The organism is Serratia entomophila (assembly GCF_021462285.1).
GTDB lineage: Bacteria > Pseudomonadota > Gammaproteobacteria > Enterobacterales > Enterobacteriaceae > Serratia > Serratia entomophila.
Window position 1 is genome coordinate 2,524,583 of the sequence record NZ_CP082787.1, and the last position, 20,189, is coordinate 2,544,771.

The following is a 20,189-nucleotide window of genomic DNA, read 5'->3' on the forward strand; positions in this document are numbered from 1 at the left end:
ATTCTTCACGCCGGTCAGGCAGCCCCGCCTGACCGCTGCTACCTTCAATATGGCGCCCAAAAATGCGCTAAGCCCCTGTTTAAAAATAATTAGTTTAATTCACCTGATAATTGCACAACGCTAAAAGGATCTGCTATGTCTGCCGGTTTATTGAAAAAGATAACGCTGAGCGTGGCGCTGGTCTGCGCCGTCCCGGCGGTTTTTGCCGCCGATCTGACCGCCGGGGCGGTGGCTGCCCCCGATCAATATGGCGCAAAAGTTGCCGCACAAATTCTGCAGGCCGGCGGCAACGCCGTTGATGCGGCGGTCGCCACCGCTTTTACCCTTGCGGTTACCTACCCTGAAGCCGGCAATATCGGCGGCGGCGGTTTTATGACGCTGTACGTCGACGGCAAGCCCTATTTTCTCGACTACCGCGAAGTCGCCCCCAAGGCTGCCAGCAAGAGCATGTATCTGAATGAAAAAGGCGAAGTGATTGAAAATCTCAGCCTGGTCGGCAGCCGCGCCGCCGGGGTACCCGGCACCGTGCTGGGGCTGTGGGAAGCGCACAAACGCTTCGGCAAACTCCCCTGGGCCGAACTGCTGACGCCGGCCATCGGCTACGCGCGGCAAGGTTTTAAGGTGGCCGGTCAGCAATATCAATACCGCGAAGACGCCAACAAACTTTTCGCCGGCAAAACCAATTTTGGCGATTACTTTGGCGGCATGAAGCCCGGCTCGGTGTTTAAACAGCCGGAACTGGCGAAAACGCTGGAACGCATCGCCGACAAGGGAGCCGAAGATTTCTATCAGGGGGAAACCGCCCGCCTGCTGATCGCCCAGATGCAACGCGACGGCGGCCTGATCGCCCAGGCGGATCTGACCGACTACCGGGTGAAATGGCGTGAACCCATGCGCATCAGCTGGCGCGGCAACACCATTTATACCGCGCCGCTGCCCAGCTCCGGCGGCATTGCGCTGGCCCAGCTGCTGGGCATCAAGGAAGATCGCGCCGCCGATTTCAACGGCGTGACGCTGAATTCGGCACGCTATATTCACCTGCTGGCGGAAATTGAAAAGCGGGTGTTCGCCGACCGCGCCGACTACCTGGGGGATCCGGACTTCACCAAGGTGCCGGAGGCGCAGCTGATCGCCCCCGACTATCTGCAAAAACGCGCCGACGAGATCAACCCAACGGCAATTTCCCCAACCGAGAAAGTACGCCCAGGCCTGGAAACCCATCAGACCACCCACTTCTCGATCGTGGACGCCGCCGGCAACGCGGTCAGCAATACCTACACGCTCAATTGGGACTTCGGCAGCGGCGTGGTGGTCAAAGGCGCCGGCTTCCTGCTGAATGACGAAATGGACGACTTCAGCGCCAAACCGGGCGTGGCCAACGCCTTTGGCGTGGTCGGCAGCGACGCCAACGCCATCGAACCGGGCAAACGCATGCTCTCTTCGATGAGCCCGACCATAGTGACCCGCGACGGCCAGGTTAGCCTGGTGATCGGCACGCCCGGCGGCTCGCGTATTTTCACCTCGATTTTCCAGGTGATGAATAGTATCTACGATTATCACCTGCCGCTGAGCCAGGCGGTGGCCGCGCAGCGCGTGCATCACCAGCTGTTGCCGAAGGATACCCTTTATTATGACGGCTTCGCCCCGCTGACCGGCAAGGTGGCCGACGAGCTGAAGGCCATGGGCTATGTGCTGGAGGATCAAGGCTGGAATATGGGGGATATTCAGGTGATTCGCATCGATGGCCGCACGCCGGAAACCGCCTCGGATCCACGCGGCCGCGGCGTGGGGCTGGTGGTGCCGCAGTAACGCTCTGGCGGCACGCCGAGGTCGGTGCGTGCCGCTATCACCGACACTTACCCGACTTTTACCGGGAAAGTGATGTGTTTATTGCTTACGCGTCCAGCCGTTGCTCTGGTCATTCTTGACCACGTCAACAAAGGAAGCAGGCAGCAGGTTGCGGAACAATCCGTCATCCTCTTCGATAACGCTGACCATTTTGTCCACCATTTCCTGCGGATCGAACTGATCGAACGGAAACTTGAGATTGCTGTGGTCGATAAAATTCACCTTGGGGTCATACCACTTCCTGTAGCTTTCCATCATGCGATCGTTAAAGCCGGTCAGATAGGGGCCGGGGTTGATCGTGGCCACTTTTACGCCAAAATCGGCCAGCTCCATGTGCAGGGCTTCGGCAATGGCTTCCAGCGCGTGCTTGGAGGCACAGTATGCGCCGGTAAAGGCGCCGGTCAGCAGCCCCGCCACCGAAGAGACAAACACTATCTTGCCGCTTTTGCGGCCGACCATTTGCTTAATGAATCCCTGGGTCAGCGCCATACTGGAAAACACGTTGGTCTCAAACTGGGAGCGCAACACGTCGATGGGAATTTCGGCTATTGCCCCGGCTTCGGCAATGCCTGCGTTGTTGAACAGTACGTCGATATTCCATTTCCAGGCGTATTCGCGATCGCGTTGATCCAAAATATCCAACTTTTCCACCTGCAGAGTGACGCCGCGCTGTTTGGCGGCCTCCAGCAGCTGAGTGACCTGCGGCGTGAGCTGCACCCCGGCGATCACCTGATGTCCGCGGGCCGCCAGCGCCAGTGAGACGTCACGACCGAAACCGGAGCCTGCGCCCGTCACCAATACCGTTTTTTTAGCCATGTCGTTATTTCCTCTGTTTACATTGAGATGAGATGCTGTCGCGGCGATTGCAGGCAATGCCGACGATGCCGCCAGAACGCCGCTGCCGATAATAAATTTCCTGCGGGTTATTTCATGCATACGCCCTCCTTCTGCCTGTGCAGAATGCATTATTTTCAAACGAGTGGTTTATTTCGCTCACGCCGCGTAATACGCGGTGTGATATTTATTTCAGGCAGGCATCTGCTATATCGGCATCCTCATGGGATTTAGCGCCTGAGATACCAATTGCGCCAATAAAATCACCGTCGGGTAAATATACCGGTAACCCGCCGGCGAAAGAGGCCAACCCATTGTTGCTGTGTTCGATCGACCACAACTCTTGCCCCGTTCCGGAGAGCCGTCCTAAATCCCCGCTGGGGATACGAAAGAGCGCCGAGGTTTTGGCTTTCCTTTGGGCTAAATCAATCGCCCCCAGCGGCGTATTATTCATGCGTGCAAAGGCGATCATATTGGCGCCGTCATCAAACACGGAAATACAAACGCATACCTTCAACCGCTGCGCTGCGGCGATACCTTTAGCGATAATCTGCTGGGCGTACTCCAGTGAGAAGGATCCTGACATGACGCTAACCCTATTAATGCGAAACTTGGGAAAACTATAAGGTTGCGCTAGGATGTGAACAATACCCACTATCCTGACAACAGTTGTTAGTTTACCTAATGAATAGACAAGATCCGCTTAACGGCATCCACCTGTTCCTGACGGTGGTTGAGGCCGGCAATTTTTCCAAAGCCGCAGCGATGCTCAGCGTCACGCCCGCCGCGGTTAGCCTGAGGATCGGCCAGTTGGAAACCGAACTGACGGTGAAGCTGTTCCATCGCTCGACACGCAGCGTCAGCCTCACCGAAGCCGGCGAGTGGTTCTACCACAGCGTGGCGCCTTTTTATCAACATATACTTAATGCTCGCGAGGGCCTTCATCAAAGCCAGAACCTGCCTTCCGGGCACCTGCGCATCACCGCGGTGCAAATGGCCAAGGAGCTGCTCAAAGCACCATTTTGGGCTGAGTTCAATCGCCTTTACCCGCAGATTACGCTGGAAATAAATTACGAAGATCACCTGATAGATATTATTCAGGAGAGAATTGATGTGGGGATACGGCTGGCGGATAAATTGCAACCCGGTATGGTAGGCGTACAGATTACGCCAGAACTGCCCTGCGCTCTTATCGCTACACAGGAGTATATTGAACAATACGGCGCACCGAATAATGTTGACGAATTACAGCATCACCGCTGCATTCGCTTTCGTTTTCCCGATCGAGGAATACTGCATAAATGGTCGCTAACCGATGGCGAAAAAGAATATGACATCGACATTCCCGGCATATTTATTACCGATAACACCGAAGCCATTATTGAAGCCGCCCGGGCAGGCATTGGCATTGCGCACGTATTTTTGCGTCATCGGATAAAACGGGAACTGGAGACAGGTACGCTGGTTGAGGTGATGCCGGGATATTGTCGATCGCTGCCGCCGATGTGGGTTTATTACGCCAATCGAAAATATGTTCCCAAGAAAGTCAGGGTGTTTATTGACGCGCTAAAGCACCACAGCAAGACGCTAGCCTGGTAAACAGGCCCCGGAAGCCGGGGCCTGAGCGCCATCAACCGCCGGCCTGGCTCACCGCGCCGTTAGCCAACTCACCGTACACCACCTGCCCGCGGAAACCGCGCCGCACCTGCTGGAACAGCTCGCGGAACGCCGGGTAATCCTGCGCCTGGCAAAGCGCCTCTTTACCGCGAATGGCGTTCATCTGCAGGCGATGGTTCACTGTCACCTGTTGGCCGTCGCGCCGCCATTCAACCCGATAATCCCCCGCCGCATTGCGGAACTGCAGATCCTTGGGAATGGCGATAATCGGCACGTTGGCCGGCAGTTGCAGACGATAGGTTTCCTCATAGCGCTGCGCGTTGCAATAGAACGGGGTTTCGTTGTTCGGCGCTGCGGTCGAGGTATACAGCGAGCGGAATGACTTGCCGCCCGGCGGGCTAGGCACCCGCATGCCGCCCACTACGCCAAAATCAACATAGTCGTCCGCCTTGAAGCGGAAGCTGAAACCAAACTGCTTTTTAAGATCGAGCGGATCGCCATGCATCACCACCTGGCCACGGCCGTCGATGCCGGAGGAGGTCATGATGGACTCCTCGGCCCGCGCCCGATTTTGCCGGTTGATTTGCGAGAAATAGCCGCGCAGGTCGATCTCTTCCACTTCGCTCAGCGGCCGCTCGGTTTGCCCGCGCATATTGCCTGCTTTATCGAACTGGAAATCAACGCTGAGGGCATGTTGATTGCGCTGCTCATCGTTACTCGGGGTGCGCGCCAGCCGGGCTTCGCGCGTCAGCAGCACCGGCGCGCTCAAATCGCCCTCCGGCAGTTGCCCAAAGCGCGCCCAAGGGTTGGTGGAGTCCAGATACAAATTAAACTCCGGCACGTAGGTGATGGCATGGTTAAAGCGCCCCAATAGCGGCACCTTCGGCAAGATTGGCCCTTCGTCCATGCCGATCAGCACCGGCGAACTCTCAATGCCTTTGGCGGCCAGCAGCGCTTCCAACAGCACCACGTGGTCTTTGCAGTCGCCGTAATGGTTGTCGAGAATGCTTTGCGCCGAGTTCGGCTCCAGCCCGCCGTTACCCAGATACACCGCCACATAGCGGATATTCTGCGCCACCCAGCGATAAATCGCCGCCGCCTGTTCGCGGCGATCGGTAACGCCGGCGGTGATCTGGTCCGCCAGCGCCTGCACGCCCGGCGTCACCTTCGCCGCCTGGCTGGCCTTCAGCTGATAAGCCTTGGCCAACTGCGGCCATTCGCGGTAGGTGCTGGCCATGATGGTTGGGCTGAAGGTCCAACTGCTCGCCGCCCAGTTTTGCGCTTTCAGCGGCGTGCTGCGCTGATAATGCCAGCGCCAGTGCGCCTGCCCGTCGCGGATCTGCGGTTGGTCGCCGCCCTCCACGCCGCGGGTGAAAATATTCATCGGCAGCCTGGCCGGCGCCTGCAGATTGATCTCGGCGTCGTCGAACTGATCGAAGACGCTGAAGGTTTCCCACAGGCCGAAGTAGCCCGGGAAATACGGCACGTTTTGCGTTTGGCGCAGCTGATAGACGATGCGCGAGCCCGGCGCCAGGTTGGAGAATACGATGACCCGCACCTTGCGATCGGCATACAGCGGCGCCGAGGCGCTGGAATAGCTTTCCTGGGTATAGATGCGATCCGGCGCCACGTCGTGGCGCTGGCCGTCGGCGGTGAGCGTATAGGCCGAGACCACCTCCAACGTTTCCATTTTTTCGCTGTAGCCCAGGCGGATTTGGCTGAATTTCTCCACCGCCGCTTTGGTTTTCAGCAGGATCTCGTAGCTTTCGGTCTTGACGCTGTGCGCATTGGCCAACACCTGATAATCCGCGCGGTAGCGCACGTAGCTGAAGTCGTTGCTGGCCGCGTCTTCCTGCGCGGCGGTTTCAGCCGGGGCCGCGGCTTCGGCGGCCAGCAGCGTTGCAGGGTGCGCCGCCGTCAAACCGGCGAGCAACAGAATAGAAGGAATGGCTGTTTTCATCTTCAATCCTTGAAGGACATTGAGAAAGCGCGGGTCAGGCGGCCACCGCCGCCCCGCCGCAAAAATGAGGTTGCACACTAGTACAAGTGAGAACCATTTTCAATAAACCCAGCTTCAACGCCGTGATTTTCCACCAAAAACTAATTCTGTTCGATCAGCATCACCGCCGTGGTGCCCGGCTCCAGCGCCTCGAAAATGTGTTCGCGATCGGCGGAATAGCTGATGTAGTCCCCCGCGCCGAGTTCTTCCGGCCGATCGGCCGGCCCCAGCCGCGCTCTGCCGCTGCTGATGATCACATGTTCTACCGTGCCGGGCATATGCGGCCGTGAAATGCGCGGCTCGCCCGGCTGCACCCGCAGCCGATAAATGTCGCGCTGGGCGCCCGGCGGGCAGGTGGCCAGCAAGGTGGCGGCGTAATTGGCCTGCTCGGACAGCGTGGTGACGCCCTCGTCGGCGCGGATCACCTGCACATGCCGGCGCGGCTGTGAAATCAGTCGGCTCACCGGCACGTCCAGCGCCATGGCCAGCGCCCACAGCGTTTCCAGGCTGGGGTTGCCGCTGCCGGTCTCCAGCTGCGACAGCGTCGACTTGGCGATGCCGGCGCGTTTGGCCAGCTCGGTCACCGACAAATTTAATCGCTCCCGCTCGCGGCGGATCGCCGTCGACAACAGGCCAATGGGCGTCATATCGTGCAAAATATCGCTGTTCATTGTTCACCATATCGTCCGATTGTTCGATTTGACAAACATATCGGACTCTGTTCATCATAATGCTCAGTTGTTCATTTTAATGAATGCGCAGGATTGCACAAGCGCGAAAGAGGATGAAAGATGCAGGCAAAAACAGGCGGTGCGATGCAAATGACGCTCGCAATGGTGATATCCGGCACCGTCGGCTGGCCGGTGGTGGCGCTGGGGTTGCCGGCGGTAACGGTGGTGTTTTGGCGTTGTGCTTTTGGGGCGCTGGCGATGCTGCTGGTCTGCGCCCTGCTTGGCCAGCTGAAACGCGGCGCGCTGAGCCGGCGGCAATGGGGCATCGCCGCGCTGGGCGGCGCGGCGCTGGTGCTGAACTGGATGCTGTTGTTCGCCGCCTATTCCCAGGCGTCCATCGCCGTTGCGACGGTGACCTATCACGTTCAGCCCTTTATGTTGGTGGGCCTGGGCGCGCTGTTTTTTGGCGAGCGCCTGACGGCGAACCGGCTTGGCTGGCTGCTGTTGGCCTTCGGCGGCGTGATCCTGATAGTCACCGGTCATTCCGGCGGAGATCCCGGCGCCAATTACCTGCTCGGCGTGCTGATGGCGCTGGGCGCCGCCCTGATGTATGCCATCGCCGCCGCAATCGTCAAACAGCTGAAAACGTTGCCGCCGCAGCTGCTGGTGCTGATTCAACTCAGCGTGGGCGCGGTGCTGCTGGCCCCGTTCGCCGGTTTTCACACCCCCGCCGCTCCCCGTGACTGGCTCTTGCTGGCGACCCTGGGCCTGGTGCATACCGGCCTGATGTCCACCCTGCTGTACAGCGCTATCCAGAAAATCCCCACCAGCCTGGTGGGCGCTCTGTCTTTCATCTACCCGGCGGTGGCGATCGTCGTCGACTGGGCGGCGTTTGGGCATCGCCTCAGCCTGCTGCAGATGCTGGGAACGGCGGCGGTGCTGTGCGCGGCGGCAGGCATGAATTTCGGCTGGCGCCTCTGGCGCACGGCGCCGCAGGCCGATAATCTCGGCTAATCCCGCGCTGCGGGCAAGCAATGCAAAATAAGGTATTCGCCCTCGCGCCTGAGCGGTGCTATTTATTTACCCGAGGCTTAGGAGGAGATTATGTGGAATGATCGCCTGAAGCGGCGGATACGTTTCAGTTACTGGAACGAACTGTGCGTCACTAATACCGCGGGGGATGGCGATTCACCATCCCCCGCCGCATTAACCGGAACAAATACCCTTTTCTACTTTTCCGCCGTTGCGGCGCGCAACTGGCCGATCCGCTGCTGCAAGTCAGGCCAGGGCGCCTGGCCGGCGTAGTTCTGCCGCAGATAGTCAAGCAGCGCGGCGATCTGTTCATCACTCAGGTTGTGGCGAAACGCCGGCATATAACCCAGTTCGGCCTTCGCCGGATGCTGAATGCCGTCCAATATCACGCGAATGGCGTTATCCGGCGTAGCGCTATACAGGTTGGTGTTCAGCGCCAGCGCAGGCCGCACGCCGGCCATCTGCGCCCCCTTTTCCTGAGCGTGGCAGGCCATGCAGGCGCCGGAGAACAGCCGTGCGCCTTGCGACGCCAGCGGCTCCAACTGGCGTTCCGCCTGCGCATTCAGCCGTTGCGCCTCCCCGGGCTTGTGCGGCGCCGAATGGTAAGATCGCAGGTAAGTGGCGATAGCCTGCAAATCTGGCTCCGGCAGCCGTGAAAGCCCCTCCTCAACCACCGGCGCCATTGGCCCGGCGGCCACGCCGTGGTTAGCCGAGTAGCCGGTGCGCATAAAGCTGACCAGATCCTGTTGCGTCCAGCCCAGCGGTGCGGCTGAGCTGCCGGTCAACGACGGCGCGGTCCATTCTTCCGCCACCCCTCCGGCCAGATGGTCGGCGCCGGTTTTTTCACCGAACAGCAGATTGCGCGGCGAGTGGCACGCGCTGCAGTGGCCCAGGCCTTCAGCCAAATAAGCGCCGCGGTTCCACTCGGCGCTTTGGCCGGCATCGTTCTGCATGGCGCCCGGGGTCAAATATAACCAGTTCCAGGCGACGATGCCCTGGCGAATGTTGAACGGGAAGCTCAATGCCGTGGCCGGCGGCTGATATTTCACCGCCGGTTGGGACATCAGATAGGCGTACAGCGCCTGCAGATCTTCATCGCGGGTGCGGGTAAACGCGGTGTAAGGGAACGCCGGGTACAGGTAGTTTCCTTCGCGATCGACGCCGTGGCGCATCGCCCGCTCAAAGGCGGCATAGCTCCATTTGCCGATGCCGGTTTCCATATCGGGGGTAATATTGGTGGTGTAGATAGTCCCGAACGGGATCTCCATCGCCAGGCCGCCGGTATTGCGTTCACCGCCAGGCCGGGTATGGCACACCGAGCAGTCGCCGAGATCGGCCAGCATTTTACCGCGCTCAATTTGTTGCTGGCTGAAAACCTGATGCTCGCCGACATCGCGCGGCGCGATTTCCGGCCGCCAGCTGGCGATGCCGCCGGCCACCGCCGCGGCGATCGCCGTTAGCGCCGCCCAGCCGGCAATTTTTTTTATTTTGCTCATCGCTTCTTCTCTTGCTCGCTACGGGCGGCTAATGCATTAAGCACGCGCTCCGGGGTGAAGGGAACTTCCCGCAGCCGCACGCCCAACGCATCAAACAACGCGTTGGCGATAGCCGCCGCGCTGGGCACCGAGGCGGACTCCCCCGCGCCCATTGGCGCCTCATCCGGATAGTCCAGCAGTTGAATATCCACCTGCGGCAGCTCGTCGAAGCGCAGGATCGGGTAGCCGCCCCAGTCCAGCGACGTGACCGCCGTCTTGTCGAAAGTCACGAATTCTTTCAACACCCGGCTGGCGGACTGGATAACGTTGCCATGCACCTGGTGGCGCACCCCGGCCGGATTGATCATGCGCCCGCAGTCGTGAGCGACGAAAATTTTATCGAGTTTGATCTGCCCGCTGCGGCGATTCACGCTGAGATCGCACACCCAGGCGGCCCAGGCGGCGCCAAAACCGGGGAACTTGCTGTGGAAATAGCGCGCATAGGCGAAGCCGCGCCCGCTGACCACCTCCTCGCCGGAACGGGGTTGGCGGTGCGCCGGCCCATCCTGCCAGTCGGCCTGCCGTTTCAGCGCGTCAATCAACGCCAGCGCACGCGGATCTTTCAAATACCGCAGGCGGAACGCGATCGGATCCTGCCCGGCGCGCCACGCCAGCTCGTCAATCCAGGACTCATGGGCAAACACGTTAGGCAGCGCCGACACGCCGCGCATCCACGAGGCGCGCACGATCGGCGCGGCATCCTGACAGACCACCCGCATGTTGGGGTATTCATACTGCGGGATAGCGGTGCGGTCCCCCATCTGCTGCACATCGGCCCGGTTGGCAACTTTGCCCGCCAGCACCAGCGGCAATGTCACCGCGTTGTTGGAGGGGTAGCTGGTCTTTAGCTCGTAGGCCGCCACCTGCCCCTGCGCATCCAATCCGCCGCGCACCCGGATCAGTTGCCCGGTGCCTTTAGGCTCCCAGCCGGATTCCTGCTCGCGCATCAGCTGCACGCGCACCGGCCGGCCGATAGCCTGCGACAGCAGCGCCGCATCCGCCGAGACGTCATCGGCGCAGTTGCGGCCATAGCAGCCGGATGCCTCCATGCGGTTGATATCAACCTGCGCCGGCGGCAAACCTAACAGCCTGGCGATATCTTTGCGCAGGTCGTGCGGGTTTTGCGTGCCGGACCAGACTTCGGCGCGGCCCGGTTTCACGTCCGCCACGGCGCAGGAAGGCCCGATGGAAGCGTGCTGATGATAGGGCCAAACGTAATCGGCGTTCACGGTGGTCTGCAATGCCGCCAGCGCCGCGTCCACCCCCGGATCGTCGCGCAGTACGCGGTCGGTTTTCGGGTTGGCGTCCAGGGCGGCATGCAGCCCGTCCAGCGACAGATCCGGCAAACCGGCCCAGGGTTTCCACTCGGTTTTCAACTGCCGCATGGCGGCTATCGCCTGCTCTTCACGCTCCGCCACGATGCCGATGAAATCGTTGATCACTACCAGTTTCACGATGCCCGGCAGATGGGCGATAGACCCTTTGTCCACCGACAACAGCCCGTTGCCCAGCGGCGCGCTGCTGTCGGCGCCGATATAAGGCGGCCGCACCACCCGGCCATGCAGCATGCCCGGCAGACGCAGATCGTGAACGTAGGTCAGTTCACCGCGCACCTTGGCCGGAATATCCACCCGCGCGATGGCCTTGCCGACATAGCGGCTCTCCGCCACGCTTTTCAGCCGGACCTTTTTGTCCAGCGCGACGTGCAGATCTTGCCCGTGCGCCAGTTCGGCGTAGCTCAACGCGATGGACGGGTTCGCCGCCGCGTATACCCGGGCGTTTTCCGCCCGCAGCCGTTCCACAGGCAGTTTGAACGCCCCGGATGCCAGCTGCAGCAACAGCTGACGCAGCTGGGCCGCCGCCTGGCGTAAAGGCACCGAGGTCACCTGAAGGGTCGCGCTGGCGATGGTCGGCCCCTGATCCGGGGTGCGGCGCGTATCGCCAAGGATCATCGTCACCCGATCGAAAGGCACGCCGATTTCGTCGGCAACGATCTGCGCCAGCGCGGTGCGAATACCGGTACCCAAATCGACGTGGCCGTTAAAGGCGGTCACCCGGCCGTCCGCGGTCAGGCTGATGAAGCTGTCCAGGCGATCCAGCGGCAAATCGGCGGCTTTCGCCGCAGGCTCCGCGGCGAAAACGCTCAAAGAAGTGGGCAGCAGGCTGCTGACCATCACCAGGCCACCGGCCTGCAAGAGCTGACGGCGGGTGACGTCGAGACGGCTCATGCGCCCCTCCGTTCTGCCAGCAATCTGCGGGCCTGGGCCGCCGCGCGCAATATTTCGATATGGGTGCCGCAGCGGCACAGGTTATAGGCCAATTCGTTCTTGATGGTCAGATCGTCCGCATGCGGGTCGCGTTCAAACAGCGCCACCAGAGTCATGATCATGCCGTTGGCGCAGTAACCGCATTGCGCTGCCTGCTCATCGATAAAGCCCTGCTGCACCGGGTGCAATTCGCCCTGTTCACTCAGCCCTTCCAGGGTGGTGATGGATTTGCCGCGCGCGCCAGAAAGCGGCACGGAACAGGAACGGGCGGCGACGCCGTCGATCAACAGGGTGCAAGCGCCGCATTCCCCCAGGCCGCAGCCATATTTGGGGCCATTCAGCTGGAGGTCGTTGCGCAGCACGTACAAAAGCGGGGTGTCGGGTGGCAGATGGCCGAGTGCAACCACCCGGCCATTAACGTTAATTTCCATGGTGAAGATATCCCTTAAACCAAAGAATCAGATACGTTGCATCACTGCGGTGAATAATTCCGCAGCATGCTAATTATAATCATCGGAAGACTTAGTTATGTTAAGGGATTGTGGCGTTGATGGCTTTACCGAAAAGTGGGTATTTCCTATATATTTCTTATAGATAAAGTAAATTTCATTGTTACCTTTCGGTATCATTTCGCCCACCGGCCTGATAAGCGCCGGCGACCTGGCTATATGTTCTGGCGCCGCCGTTATTATTCCCCGCGCGCAACCTTATTTCGCCAGCAGCCCGGTTAATTGATCCAGCGGTTATTTCCCACTGGGCCATGTAGCTAAACTCCCGCGCCTTATGCAGCAATGTCATTGTAATTCTTAAGCTAATTAATCGCTAAGCAAGGCACTATTTATAATAAGCCGCCGCTTTACACCCCGGCGCGCAACTTATTATTATCGATGCGTACCCCACCGCAGAAACGATTTAAATTTCAGTTATTTTTCATAGCGCTACGCTCAATGCGGCGCGCTCTTTATTGCTGTCTGTCATATTGAGGAAATCGTTATGGCTATATCCGTTGCGCCCGAGCCTATCGCTGCGCCCACCGACGAATTGGCCGGCTCGATCGCCGATGCCCAACAGGCGTTGGAAGCGGCGCGTCAGGTGGCTATCGCCGCCGCGCCCAACGCCGCGCTGCGCGACAGGCAACGGCAATATCCGTTGCAGGAGCTGGCGCTGTTCAGCCGGCTGGGCCTGGGAGGCATTTCCATTCCACGCGAGTATGGCGGCCCCGGGCTGTCTTTCGTTACGTTGGCCGAAGTGTTCCGGCTGATTTCCGCCGTGGACCCGGCGCTGGGGCAGATCCCGCAAAATCATTTCGGCCTGATCCAACTGATCCGCGACGCCGGCAGTGAAGAACAGAAGCGGCGCATTTTTGCCGCGGTGCTGGCCGGCCAGCGCATCGGCAACGGCGGCCCGGAAAAAAACAGCAAGCATACGCTGGACATGCACAGCCGCCTGCGCCAGACCGACGACGGCCTGCGCTTTACCGGCGACAAGTTTTACTCCACCGGCGCGCTGTTTGCCCATATCGTCGCCGCAAAAGCGCTGGACGACCAGCAACGGCCGGTGTTGGCGTTGATCCCCCGCCCGGCGGCGGGCCTGGAAATTGTCGATGACTGGTCGGGCATCGGGCAGCGCACCACCGCCAGCGGTACGGTGCGCCTGCGCGAAGTCAGGGTTGATCCCGCCAACGTCATTCCGCTGCAGCCATTGAGCGACAAACCGACCATTCAGGGCGCAGTCTCGCAGCTGATTCAGGCCGCCATCGACGCCGGCATCGCCCAGGGCGCGCTGGATGAAGCCGCGCAGTTTATCCGCGAACGTTCACGACCCTGGGTAGACGCCGGGGTCGAGCGCAACGCCGAAGATCCCTACATCCTGGCCGACGTCGGCCGCTTGAGCATCGAGCTGAGCGCGGCCAACGCGCTGCTGCGGCGGGCGGCCCGGGTGTTGGACGAAACCGACCGGCGGCCGATCGGCGCCGAAGACGCGGCGGCGGCGTCGATCGCGGTGGCGGAAGCCAAAGTGCTGACCACCGAGGTGGCGCTGCAGGCCAGCGAAAAGCTGTTCGAATGGTCCGGCAGCCGCGCCACCCTGGCGGAGCACGGCCTCGACCGTCACTGGCGCAACGCCCGCACTCACACCCTGCACGATCCGGTGCGCTGGAAATACCACGCCATTGGCGATTACTACCTCAACGGGCGCTTTCCCGCGCGCCACTCGTGGATTTAAAGGAGCCGAGCTGGCCACGCTGTTCGCCTCCGGCCTCGGCGCCATCACCGTACCGCGTGAATTTGGCGGCCCGGCGCTGTCGAACCGGGTGCTGGCGCAGGCGATCGTTATTCTCAGCCAGGCCGACGCCTCGATCGGCCAGGTGCCGCAAAACCACTATTACGCACTGGAAGTGTTGCGGGTGAACGGTTCGCCGTCACAGCAGCGGCGTCTATACCGGGAAGCGCTGGCGGGCGTGCACTTCGGCAATGCGCTGGCGGAGTTCACCAGCAAAGCCGCCCACCACCGCAGCACCGCGCTGTATCGCCAGAACGGGCAATGGCGGCTGAGCGGCCAGAAGTTTTACGCCACCGGTGCGCTGTACGCCGGCCGCATTCCCACCGCCGCCGTCGGCGAAGACGGTAAGGAACAGCTGGTATTTCTGCCGCGCGCCACCCCCGGCCTGAGCCTCACCGACGACTGGTCGGGCTTTGGCCAACGCACTACCGGCAGCGGCAGCGTAACGCTCGACGATTGCCCGGTGGACGAACAGGATATCGTCCCTTTCCAGAGCGCCTTTGAACGCCCGACTCCGGTCGGCCCGCTGGCGCAGTTGTTGCACGCCGCCATCGACCAGGGCATCGCCAAAGCCGCATGGCACGACATGCTGGATTTTGTGCGCACCCGCTCGCGGCCCTGGATCGACTCCAGCGTCGAATTCGCCGGCCAGGACCCGCTGACGCTGGACCGCATCGGTAAACTTTCCGCCCGCCTCCAGGCCGGCGACGCGCTGCTGGAGGCCGCCGGCGAGGCGGTCGACGCCGCACAGCGCCACAGCGACGAGCAGAGCGTCGCGCAGGCGTCGATTGAGGTGGCCAAGGTCCGCGCCTGGACCACTGAAATCTCGCTGGCCGCCGGCAACCTGCTGTTTGAACTGGCCGGCAGCCGCGCCACGCTGCAGGAGCACAACCTTGACCGCCACTGGCGCAACGCCCGCACCCACACGCTGCACGACCCGGTACGTTGGAAATACCCGGCGATCGGCAACTATCTGCTGAACGGCGTGCTGCCGCCGCGCCGGGGGACCCTGTAATGAGCCGCGCCGCGAAAGAAATCCTGCTGAACGCCTTCAATATGAACTGCGTCGGCCATATCCATCACGGCATGTGGACGCATCCGCAGGACCGCTCCACCGAGTTCAACCAGCTCAGCTATTGGACCGAACTGGCGCAGTTGCTGGAGCGCGGGCTGTTCGACGGGCTGTTTATCGCCGACATTCTCGGCGTTTACGACGTCTACCAACAGAACATCGCCCTGACCGCCAGCGAGTCTATCCAGCTGCCGGTCAACGATCCGCTGATGCTGGTGTCGGCGATGGCCGCCGTCACTCGTCATCTCGGCTTCGGCGTCACCGCCAACCTCAGCTACGAAGCGCCTTATCCGTTCGCCCGCCGCCTGTCGACGCTGGATCACCTCACCCAGGGCCGCATCGGCTGGAATATCGTTACCGGCTATCTGGACAGCGCCGCCCGCGCCATGGGGCTGACCCAGCAGGTCAGTCACGACCGGCGTTACGACCAGGCCGACGAGTTTCTCGACGTGGCCTATCAGCTGTGGGAAGGCAGCTGGCAAGATGATGCGGTGCTGGCGGACCGGCAACGGCGCGTCTACGCCGACGCGCAAAAGATCCACCAGGTGAAGCACCAGGGCGAATTTTATCAGGTCGAAGGCTATCATCTGTCGTCACCTTCGCCGCAGCGCACCCCGCTGCTGTTCCAGGCCGGCAGTTCGGCGCGCGGCATTCAGTTCGCCGCCCGCCACGCGGAGTGCACCTTCGTCAATGGCGCCACCCCGGCGGCCATGAAGGCGCAGGTGGATAAGCTGCGCGCCGCCGCGCAGGCCGCCGGCCGCCGGCGCCAGGATCTGAAGGTGTTTATGGGGCTTGGGGTGATTGTGGCGCCCACCGCCGCCGAAGCCCAGGACAAATACCGCGAGTACCTGCGCTACGCCAGCCCGGAAGCCGGCATCGCCCACTTCTCCAGCTCTACCGGCATCGATCTGTCGCGTTTCGGGCTGGACGATCCTATCCAGGCCGGGCCGACGCAGGCCATCGAATCGGTCACCAAAACCTACAGCGGCTGGACCCGCCGCCAGCTGCTGGAGCAGCACGCCATGGGCGGCCGCTACCCGTTGGTGGTCGGCGATCCTTCGCAGGTGGCCGACGCGCTGCTGCAGTGGATAGACCAGGCCGATATCGACGGCTTCAACCTGACGCGCATCCTTAACCCGGGCAGCTACCGCGACTTCATCGAGTTGGTGGTGCCGGAGCTGCAATCGCGCGGCCGTTATAAAACCGCCTACCGCAGCGGCACCTTGCGGCAAAAACTGTTTCAGCAGCACGACCGGCTGCCCGCCAGCCACCCGGCGGCGAGCTGGCGCCCGCATTCTCCCTTGTCCGCCTGAGCGGCTTATTTTCTTTTTTAAGGAACAACAGCATGACAATACCGAACCTGGCGCGAAACCTGATGTTCTCGGCCCTGCTGGCATTTTCCGCCGGCGCCGCCGCAGCCGACGACTACAGCGGTGCGCTGAAGTTGGGCACCACCGCCGCCTTTGCTCCGCCGCTGGAGGTGGCGGCGGAAGAAGCGCGCAAGCAAGGGCTGAAGGTCGAAATCATCGAATTCAGCGACTGGACAGCGCCGAACGTCAGCCTGGAAAACGGCGATATCGACGTCAACCTGTTCCAGCACCTGCCGTTCCTCAACAACGCCAACAAAGAAGGCAATTTCCATTTGGTGGCCTACGCCCCGGCGATCATCAACAACGTCGGGCTGTACTCCAAAAAGCATAACAGCCTCGCAGAATTGCCGGACGGCGCCCGGGTGGCGATCGCCAATGACGTCATCAACGGCGGCCGCGGCCTGCTGCTGCTGCAAAAGGCCGGGCTTATCAAGCTGAAGCCCGGCGTCGGCATTCAGGCGACCCAGGCGGATATCGTCAGCAATCCCAAACACCTCAAAATCACCGAGGTGGAAGCGGTACAGCTGGCGCGCACCCTGGACGAAGTGGATCTGGCGCAGGGCTATCCGCACTATCTGAAGCTGTCCGGCACCGTCGATCCGGCCAGCGCCCTGCTGTTCGACGGGCTGGAAAACCCGGAGTACGTGATCCAGTTCGTGATCCGCGACGGCCATCAGGGCGATCCGCGCCTGCGCAAGTTTGTCGACGTCTATCAGCACTCGCCGGTGGTGCGCGCAAAACTGGACAGCTTCTACGGCAAGCTGTATCAGCCCGGCTGGAGCCAGTAGCCTATGTCCAGCCTGACATTATCTGACCCGGGGGCCATTGCGGCGGATGACGTCGTCCGCTACCGGGATAAGGTGCACCTGCGCTTCAGCGGCCTCAGCAAACGCTATGCCGGCCAGCAAACCGAGGCGCTGAGGGATATCAACCTGAGCATTTTACGGGGTGAAATCTTCGGCATTATCGGCCGCAGCGGCGCAGGCAAGTCTTCGCTGATCCGCACCATCAATCGATTGGAACGCCCCAGCGACGGCAGCGTACGGGTCGACGGCGTGGATATCGGCCAATTGAACGAAGACCAGCTGGTGAGCTACCGGCGGCGCACCGGCATGATTTTCCAGCACTTCAACCTGCTGTCGGCCAAAACGGTACGGCAGAATATCGAGCTGCCGCTGCGGGTGGCCGGCGTGCCCGCCGCCGAGCGGCGGCAACGGGTGGATGCGCTGCTGGCGCTGGTTGGGCTGGAGGCGTACCCGGACGCCTACCCGGCGCAGCTGTCCGGCGGGCAGAAACAGCGGGTCGGCATCGCCCGGGCGCTGGTGCATAACCCGGAACTGCTGCTGTGCGATGAGGCCACCTCGGCGCTGGATCCGGAAACCACCCGCGCTATTCTGGCGCTGCTGCAGCGCATCAACCGCGAATTCAATATCACCATTGTGCTGATCACCCATGAGATGGAGGTGATCCACGATATCTGCCACCGGGTGGCAGTGCTGGAGCGCGGCGAGATTATCGAATACGGCCCGGTGTGGCAGGTGTACGGCAATCCGCAGCAGGAAACCACGCGCATTCTGCTGACCCCGGCGCACGATCGCCTGCCGGAGCCGCTGGCCGGCCGCATCAGCGCCACCCCGCCAACGCCGGAGGCGCCGCAGCTGATCCGTTTGCGTTATCGCGGCCAGGGCGCGTCGCTGGAGCTGAATCAGGTGCTGGCGGCGTTCAGCGGCCGCGTCACCCTGGTGGAAAGCGCCATCGAACACATTCAGGGCCACGCCATCGGTTATCTGTTGATTACCGTGACGCCGTCACCTTCCGTTCAGGCAATTTCACCGGCGCTGGCCGACGATGTGGAGGTATTGGGTTATGTCGCTGCTGCTTGACCGGCTGTGGGTCGGTTTTCTCGATACGCTGCTGATGGTGGGCGTGTCTTCCCTGCTGGCGTTGGCGCTCGGCCTGCCGCTGGCGATCCTGCTGGTGGTCAGCGAACGCGGCGGGCTGTACCAACGGCCCGGCCTCCAGCGGGTGCTGGGCTGGCTGGTGAACCTGTTCCGCTCGATCCCCTTCCTGATCCTGATGGTGGCGCTGATCCCGTTCACCCGCCTGATCGTCGGCACCTCCTACGGCGTTTGGGCCGCCGTGGTGCCGCTGACCCTCGCCGCCACGCCGTTCTTTGCGCGCATCGCCGAGGTCAGCCTGCGCGAGGTCGACAGCGGGCTGGTTGAGGCCGCGCAGGCGATGGGCTGCCGCCGTGGGCATATCATCCGCCACGTGCTGCTGCCCGAGGCGCTGCCCGGCATCGTCAGCGGCTTCACCATCACCCTGGTCACCATGATCAACGCCTCCGCCATGGCCGGCGCCATCGGGGCCGGCGGGCTGGGCGATCTGGCCTACCGCTACGGCTATCAGCGTTTCGACACCCAGGTGATGCTGACGGTGATCGTGGTGCTGGTAGCGCTGGTCACCCTGCTGCAATTTTTTGGCGATCGGCTCTCGCGCCGATTGAACCACCGTAAATAAGGAGCGTCACCATGAAAATGTTCAAAGCCCGGCTGCTCGCCGCCCTGCTGTTGGGCGCGTTCAGCCTGTCGGCAGCGGCGCAGGAAACGCCGCAGCAAATCACCATCGGCTACCAGAAGGCCAACATCTTCGCGCTGCTGAAGTATCGCGGCACGCTGGAGAAAACCCTCGGACCGCAGGGCATCAAGGTGCGCTGGATTGAGTTCCCCGCCGGCCCGCAGATGTTGGAAGGCCTGAACGTCGGCAGCATCGATCTGGCCGCCACCGGCGACGCACCGCCGGCCTTTGCTCAGGCGGCCAAGGCCGATTTGATCTACCTGGCGCATTCGCCGGCCAGCCCGAAAACCGAGGCTATCCTGGTGCCGGCAGACTCGCCGATCAAAACCGTCGCCGATCTGAAAGGCAAGCGCGTGGCGCTCAACAAGGGTTCTGACGTCAACTATCTGTTGGTCAGCGCGCTGGAGCAGGCCGGGCTGAGCTATAAGGACGTAACGCCGGTATACCTGCCGCCGAGCGACGCCCGCGCCGCCTTCCAGCGCGGCAGCGTCGACGCCTGGGTGATTTGGGACCCCTACTACGCCGAAGTGGAAACCCACGCCAACGCCAGGCTGCTGAAAGACGCCGAAGGGCTGGTGCCGCACTACACCTTCTTCCTCGCCAGCCGCCATTTCGCCGAGACCTACCCGGACAGCGCCAAGCAGGTGATCCGGCAGCTCAGCGAACTGAGCGACTGGGCCAACGCGCACCAGGATCAGGCGGCGAAGATCCTGGCCGAAAGCACCGGGCTGGATCAGGCTATTTGGGCCAAAGCCCTGGCGCGCATGCCGTTCGGCAGCCAACGGATGACGCCGGAAGTGTTCAACCAGCAGCAACGCCTGGCCGATAAGTTCACCGCCATCGGGCTGCTGCCGGTGAAGGTGGATATCAACGCTGCACGCTGGTCCGAGGATAAGTAACACTATGAATAGTTTTGCATTAATTTAACTATAGAAAGCAGAATCCGGCATTTTGCCGCCACCGCGGTTTTGCTTATCATGGCGTCGTGGAATGCGTTTTTTATGACAGGTCTACCGGAGTTTTGTCCTTGTTTCGTTCGTCGTGAACCCTTTGCCGCGTGGCTCCGCCCACGCGGTTTTTCTTTTTT

Annotated in this window: 17 protein-coding genes; 10 read left to right on the forward strand and 7 right to left on the reverse strand. The window is 61.6% G+C overall.

Features of this window, described 5'->3' with window-relative positions:
- Positions 1–135: 135 nt before the first annotated feature.
- Complete coding sequence (gene ggt, locus KHA73_RS12360) at positions 136–1,809, forward strand: gamma-glutamyltransferase (protein ID WP_234584601.1); 1,674 nt, start codon at positions 136–138, stop codon at positions 1,807–1,809.
- 78 nt (positions 1,810–1,887) lie between these two features.
- Here the strand turns inward: ggt and KHA73_RS12365 are convergent, their stop codons facing one another.
- The gene (locus KHA73_RS12365) at positions 1,888–2,664 is read right to left on the reverse strand and encodes an SDR family oxidoreductase (RefSeq protein WP_234584603.1); all 777 of its coding nucleotides are present in this window, start codon (positions 2,662–2,664) and stop codon (positions 1,888–1,890) included.
- A 205-nt stretch (positions 2,665–2,869) separates the two neighbouring features.
- Positions 2,870–3,268 (reverse strand): GlcG/HbpS family heme-binding protein, encoded by a 399-nt coding sequence (locus tag KHA73_RS12370; RefSeq protein WP_234584605.1) that lies wholly within the window; start codon positions 3,266–3,268, stop codon positions 2,870–2,872.
- A gap of 98 nt (positions 3,269–3,366) precedes the next feature.
- On the opposite strand from KHA73_RS12370, the gene KHA73_RS12375 reads away from it, so the two are divergent.
- Complete coding sequence (locus KHA73_RS12375; RefSeq protein WP_234584606.1) at positions 3,367–4,281, forward strand: LysR family transcriptional regulator; 915 nt, start codon at positions 3,367–3,369, stop codon at positions 4,279–4,281.
- A 31-nt stretch (positions 4,282–4,312) separates the two neighbouring features.
- Here KHA73_RS12375 and KHA73_RS12380 read toward each other — a convergent pair whose 3' ends face one another.
- Both KHA73_RS12380 and KHA73_RS12385 read right to left on the reverse strand, forming a co-directional pair.
- Positions 4,313–6,259: a DUF3857 domain-containing protein gene (locus tag KHA73_RS12380; RefSeq protein WP_234584608.1), complete on the reverse strand. Its 1,947-nt coding sequence runs from the start codon at positions 6,257–6,259 to the stop codon at positions 4,313–4,315.
- 140 nt (positions 6,260–6,399) lie between these two features.
- Positions 6,400–6,969: a helix-turn-helix domain-containing protein gene (locus KHA73_RS12385; protein ID WP_234584609.1), complete on the reverse strand. Its 570-nt coding sequence runs from the start codon at positions 6,967–6,969 to the stop codon at positions 6,400–6,402.
- A 120-nt stretch (positions 6,970–7,089) separates the two neighbouring features.
- On the opposite strand from KHA73_RS12385, the gene KHA73_RS12390 reads away from it, so the two are divergent.
- Entirely contained in the window at positions 7,090–7,983 is an 894-nt protein-coding gene (locus tag KHA73_RS12390; RefSeq protein WP_234584610.1) for a DMT family transporter, read from the forward strand.
- A gap of 215 nt (positions 7,984–8,198) precedes the next feature.
- Here the strand turns inward: KHA73_RS12390 and KHA73_RS12395 are convergent, their stop codons facing one another.
- From KHA73_RS12395 to KHA73_RS12405, 3 genes are read right to left on the reverse strand one after another with little or no spacing between them, the layout of a single operon-like run.
- Positions 8,199–9,497, reverse strand: coding sequence for a c-type cytochrome (locus KHA73_RS12395; RefSeq protein WP_234584612.1), 1,299 nt, complete (start codon positions 9,495–9,497; stop codon positions 8,199–8,201).
- Positions 9,494–11,764 carry a xanthine dehydrogenase family protein molybdopterin-binding subunit gene (locus KHA73_RS12400; protein ID WP_234584614.1) on the reverse strand — a complete coding sequence of 757 codons (2,271 nt, stop codon included), beginning with the start codon at positions 11,762–11,764 and terminating at the stop codon, positions 9,494–9,496. The genes KHA73_RS12395 and KHA73_RS12400 overlap by 4 nt, the downstream gene beginning before the upstream one ends.
- Positions 11,761–12,234 carry a (2Fe-2S)-binding protein gene (locus KHA73_RS12405; protein ID WP_234584615.1) on the reverse strand — a complete coding sequence of 158 codons (474 nt, stop codon included), beginning with the start codon at positions 12,232–12,234 and terminating at the stop codon, positions 11,761–11,763. The genes KHA73_RS12400 and KHA73_RS12405 overlap by 4 nt, the downstream gene beginning before the upstream one ends.
- A gap of 562 nt (positions 12,235–12,796) precedes the next feature.
- Between KHA73_RS12405 and KHA73_RS12410 the strand changes: the two genes are divergently transcribed.
- From KHA73_RS12410 to KHA73_RS12440, 7 genes are read left to right on the forward strand one after another with little or no spacing between them, the layout of a single operon-like run.
- Positions 12,797–14,026 (forward strand): SfnB family sulfur acquisition oxidoreductase, encoded by a 1,230-nt coding sequence (locus KHA73_RS12410; RefSeq protein WP_234584616.1) that lies wholly within the window; start codon positions 12,797–12,799, stop codon positions 14,024–14,026.
- The gene (locus tag KHA73_RS12415; RefSeq protein ID WP_380739165.1) at positions 13,980–15,098 is read left to right on the forward strand and encodes an SfnB family sulfur acquisition oxidoreductase; all 1,119 of its coding nucleotides are present in this window, start codon (positions 13,980–13,982) and stop codon (positions 15,096–15,098) included. Before KHA73_RS12410 ends, KHA73_RS12415 begins: the two co-directional genes overlap by 47 nt.
- A complete protein-coding gene (locus tag KHA73_RS12420) occupies positions 15,098–16,468 on the forward strand; it encodes an LLM class flavin-dependent oxidoreductase (RefSeq protein ID WP_234584618.1) in 1,371 nt (456 codons plus the stop codon). Before KHA73_RS12415 ends, KHA73_RS12420 begins: the two co-directional genes overlap by 1 nt.
- A gap of 32 nt (positions 16,469–16,500) precedes the next feature.
- Positions 16,501–17,313, forward strand: coding sequence for a MetQ/NlpA family ABC transporter substrate-binding protein (locus tag KHA73_RS12425; protein ID WP_234584619.1), 813 nt, complete (start codon positions 16,501–16,503; stop codon positions 17,311–17,313).
- A 3-nt stretch (positions 17,314–17,316) separates the two neighbouring features.
- Complete coding sequence (locus KHA73_RS12430; protein WP_234584620.1) at positions 17,317–18,408, forward strand: methionine ABC transporter ATP-binding protein; 1,092 nt, start codon at positions 17,317–17,319, stop codon at positions 18,406–18,408.
- A complete protein-coding gene (locus KHA73_RS12435; protein ID WP_234584621.1) occupies positions 18,392–19,045 on the forward strand; it encodes a methionine ABC transporter permease in 654 nt (217 codons plus the stop codon). Before KHA73_RS12430 ends, KHA73_RS12435 begins: the two co-directional genes overlap by 17 nt.
- Positions 19,046–19,056: 11 nt before the next feature.
- Positions 19,057–20,001, forward strand: a complete 945-nt coding sequence (locus KHA73_RS12440; protein WP_234584622.1) for a sulfonate ABC transporter substrate-binding protein — start codon at positions 19,057–19,059, stop codon at positions 19,999–20,001.
- Positions 20,002–20,189 lie beyond the last annotated feature (188 nt).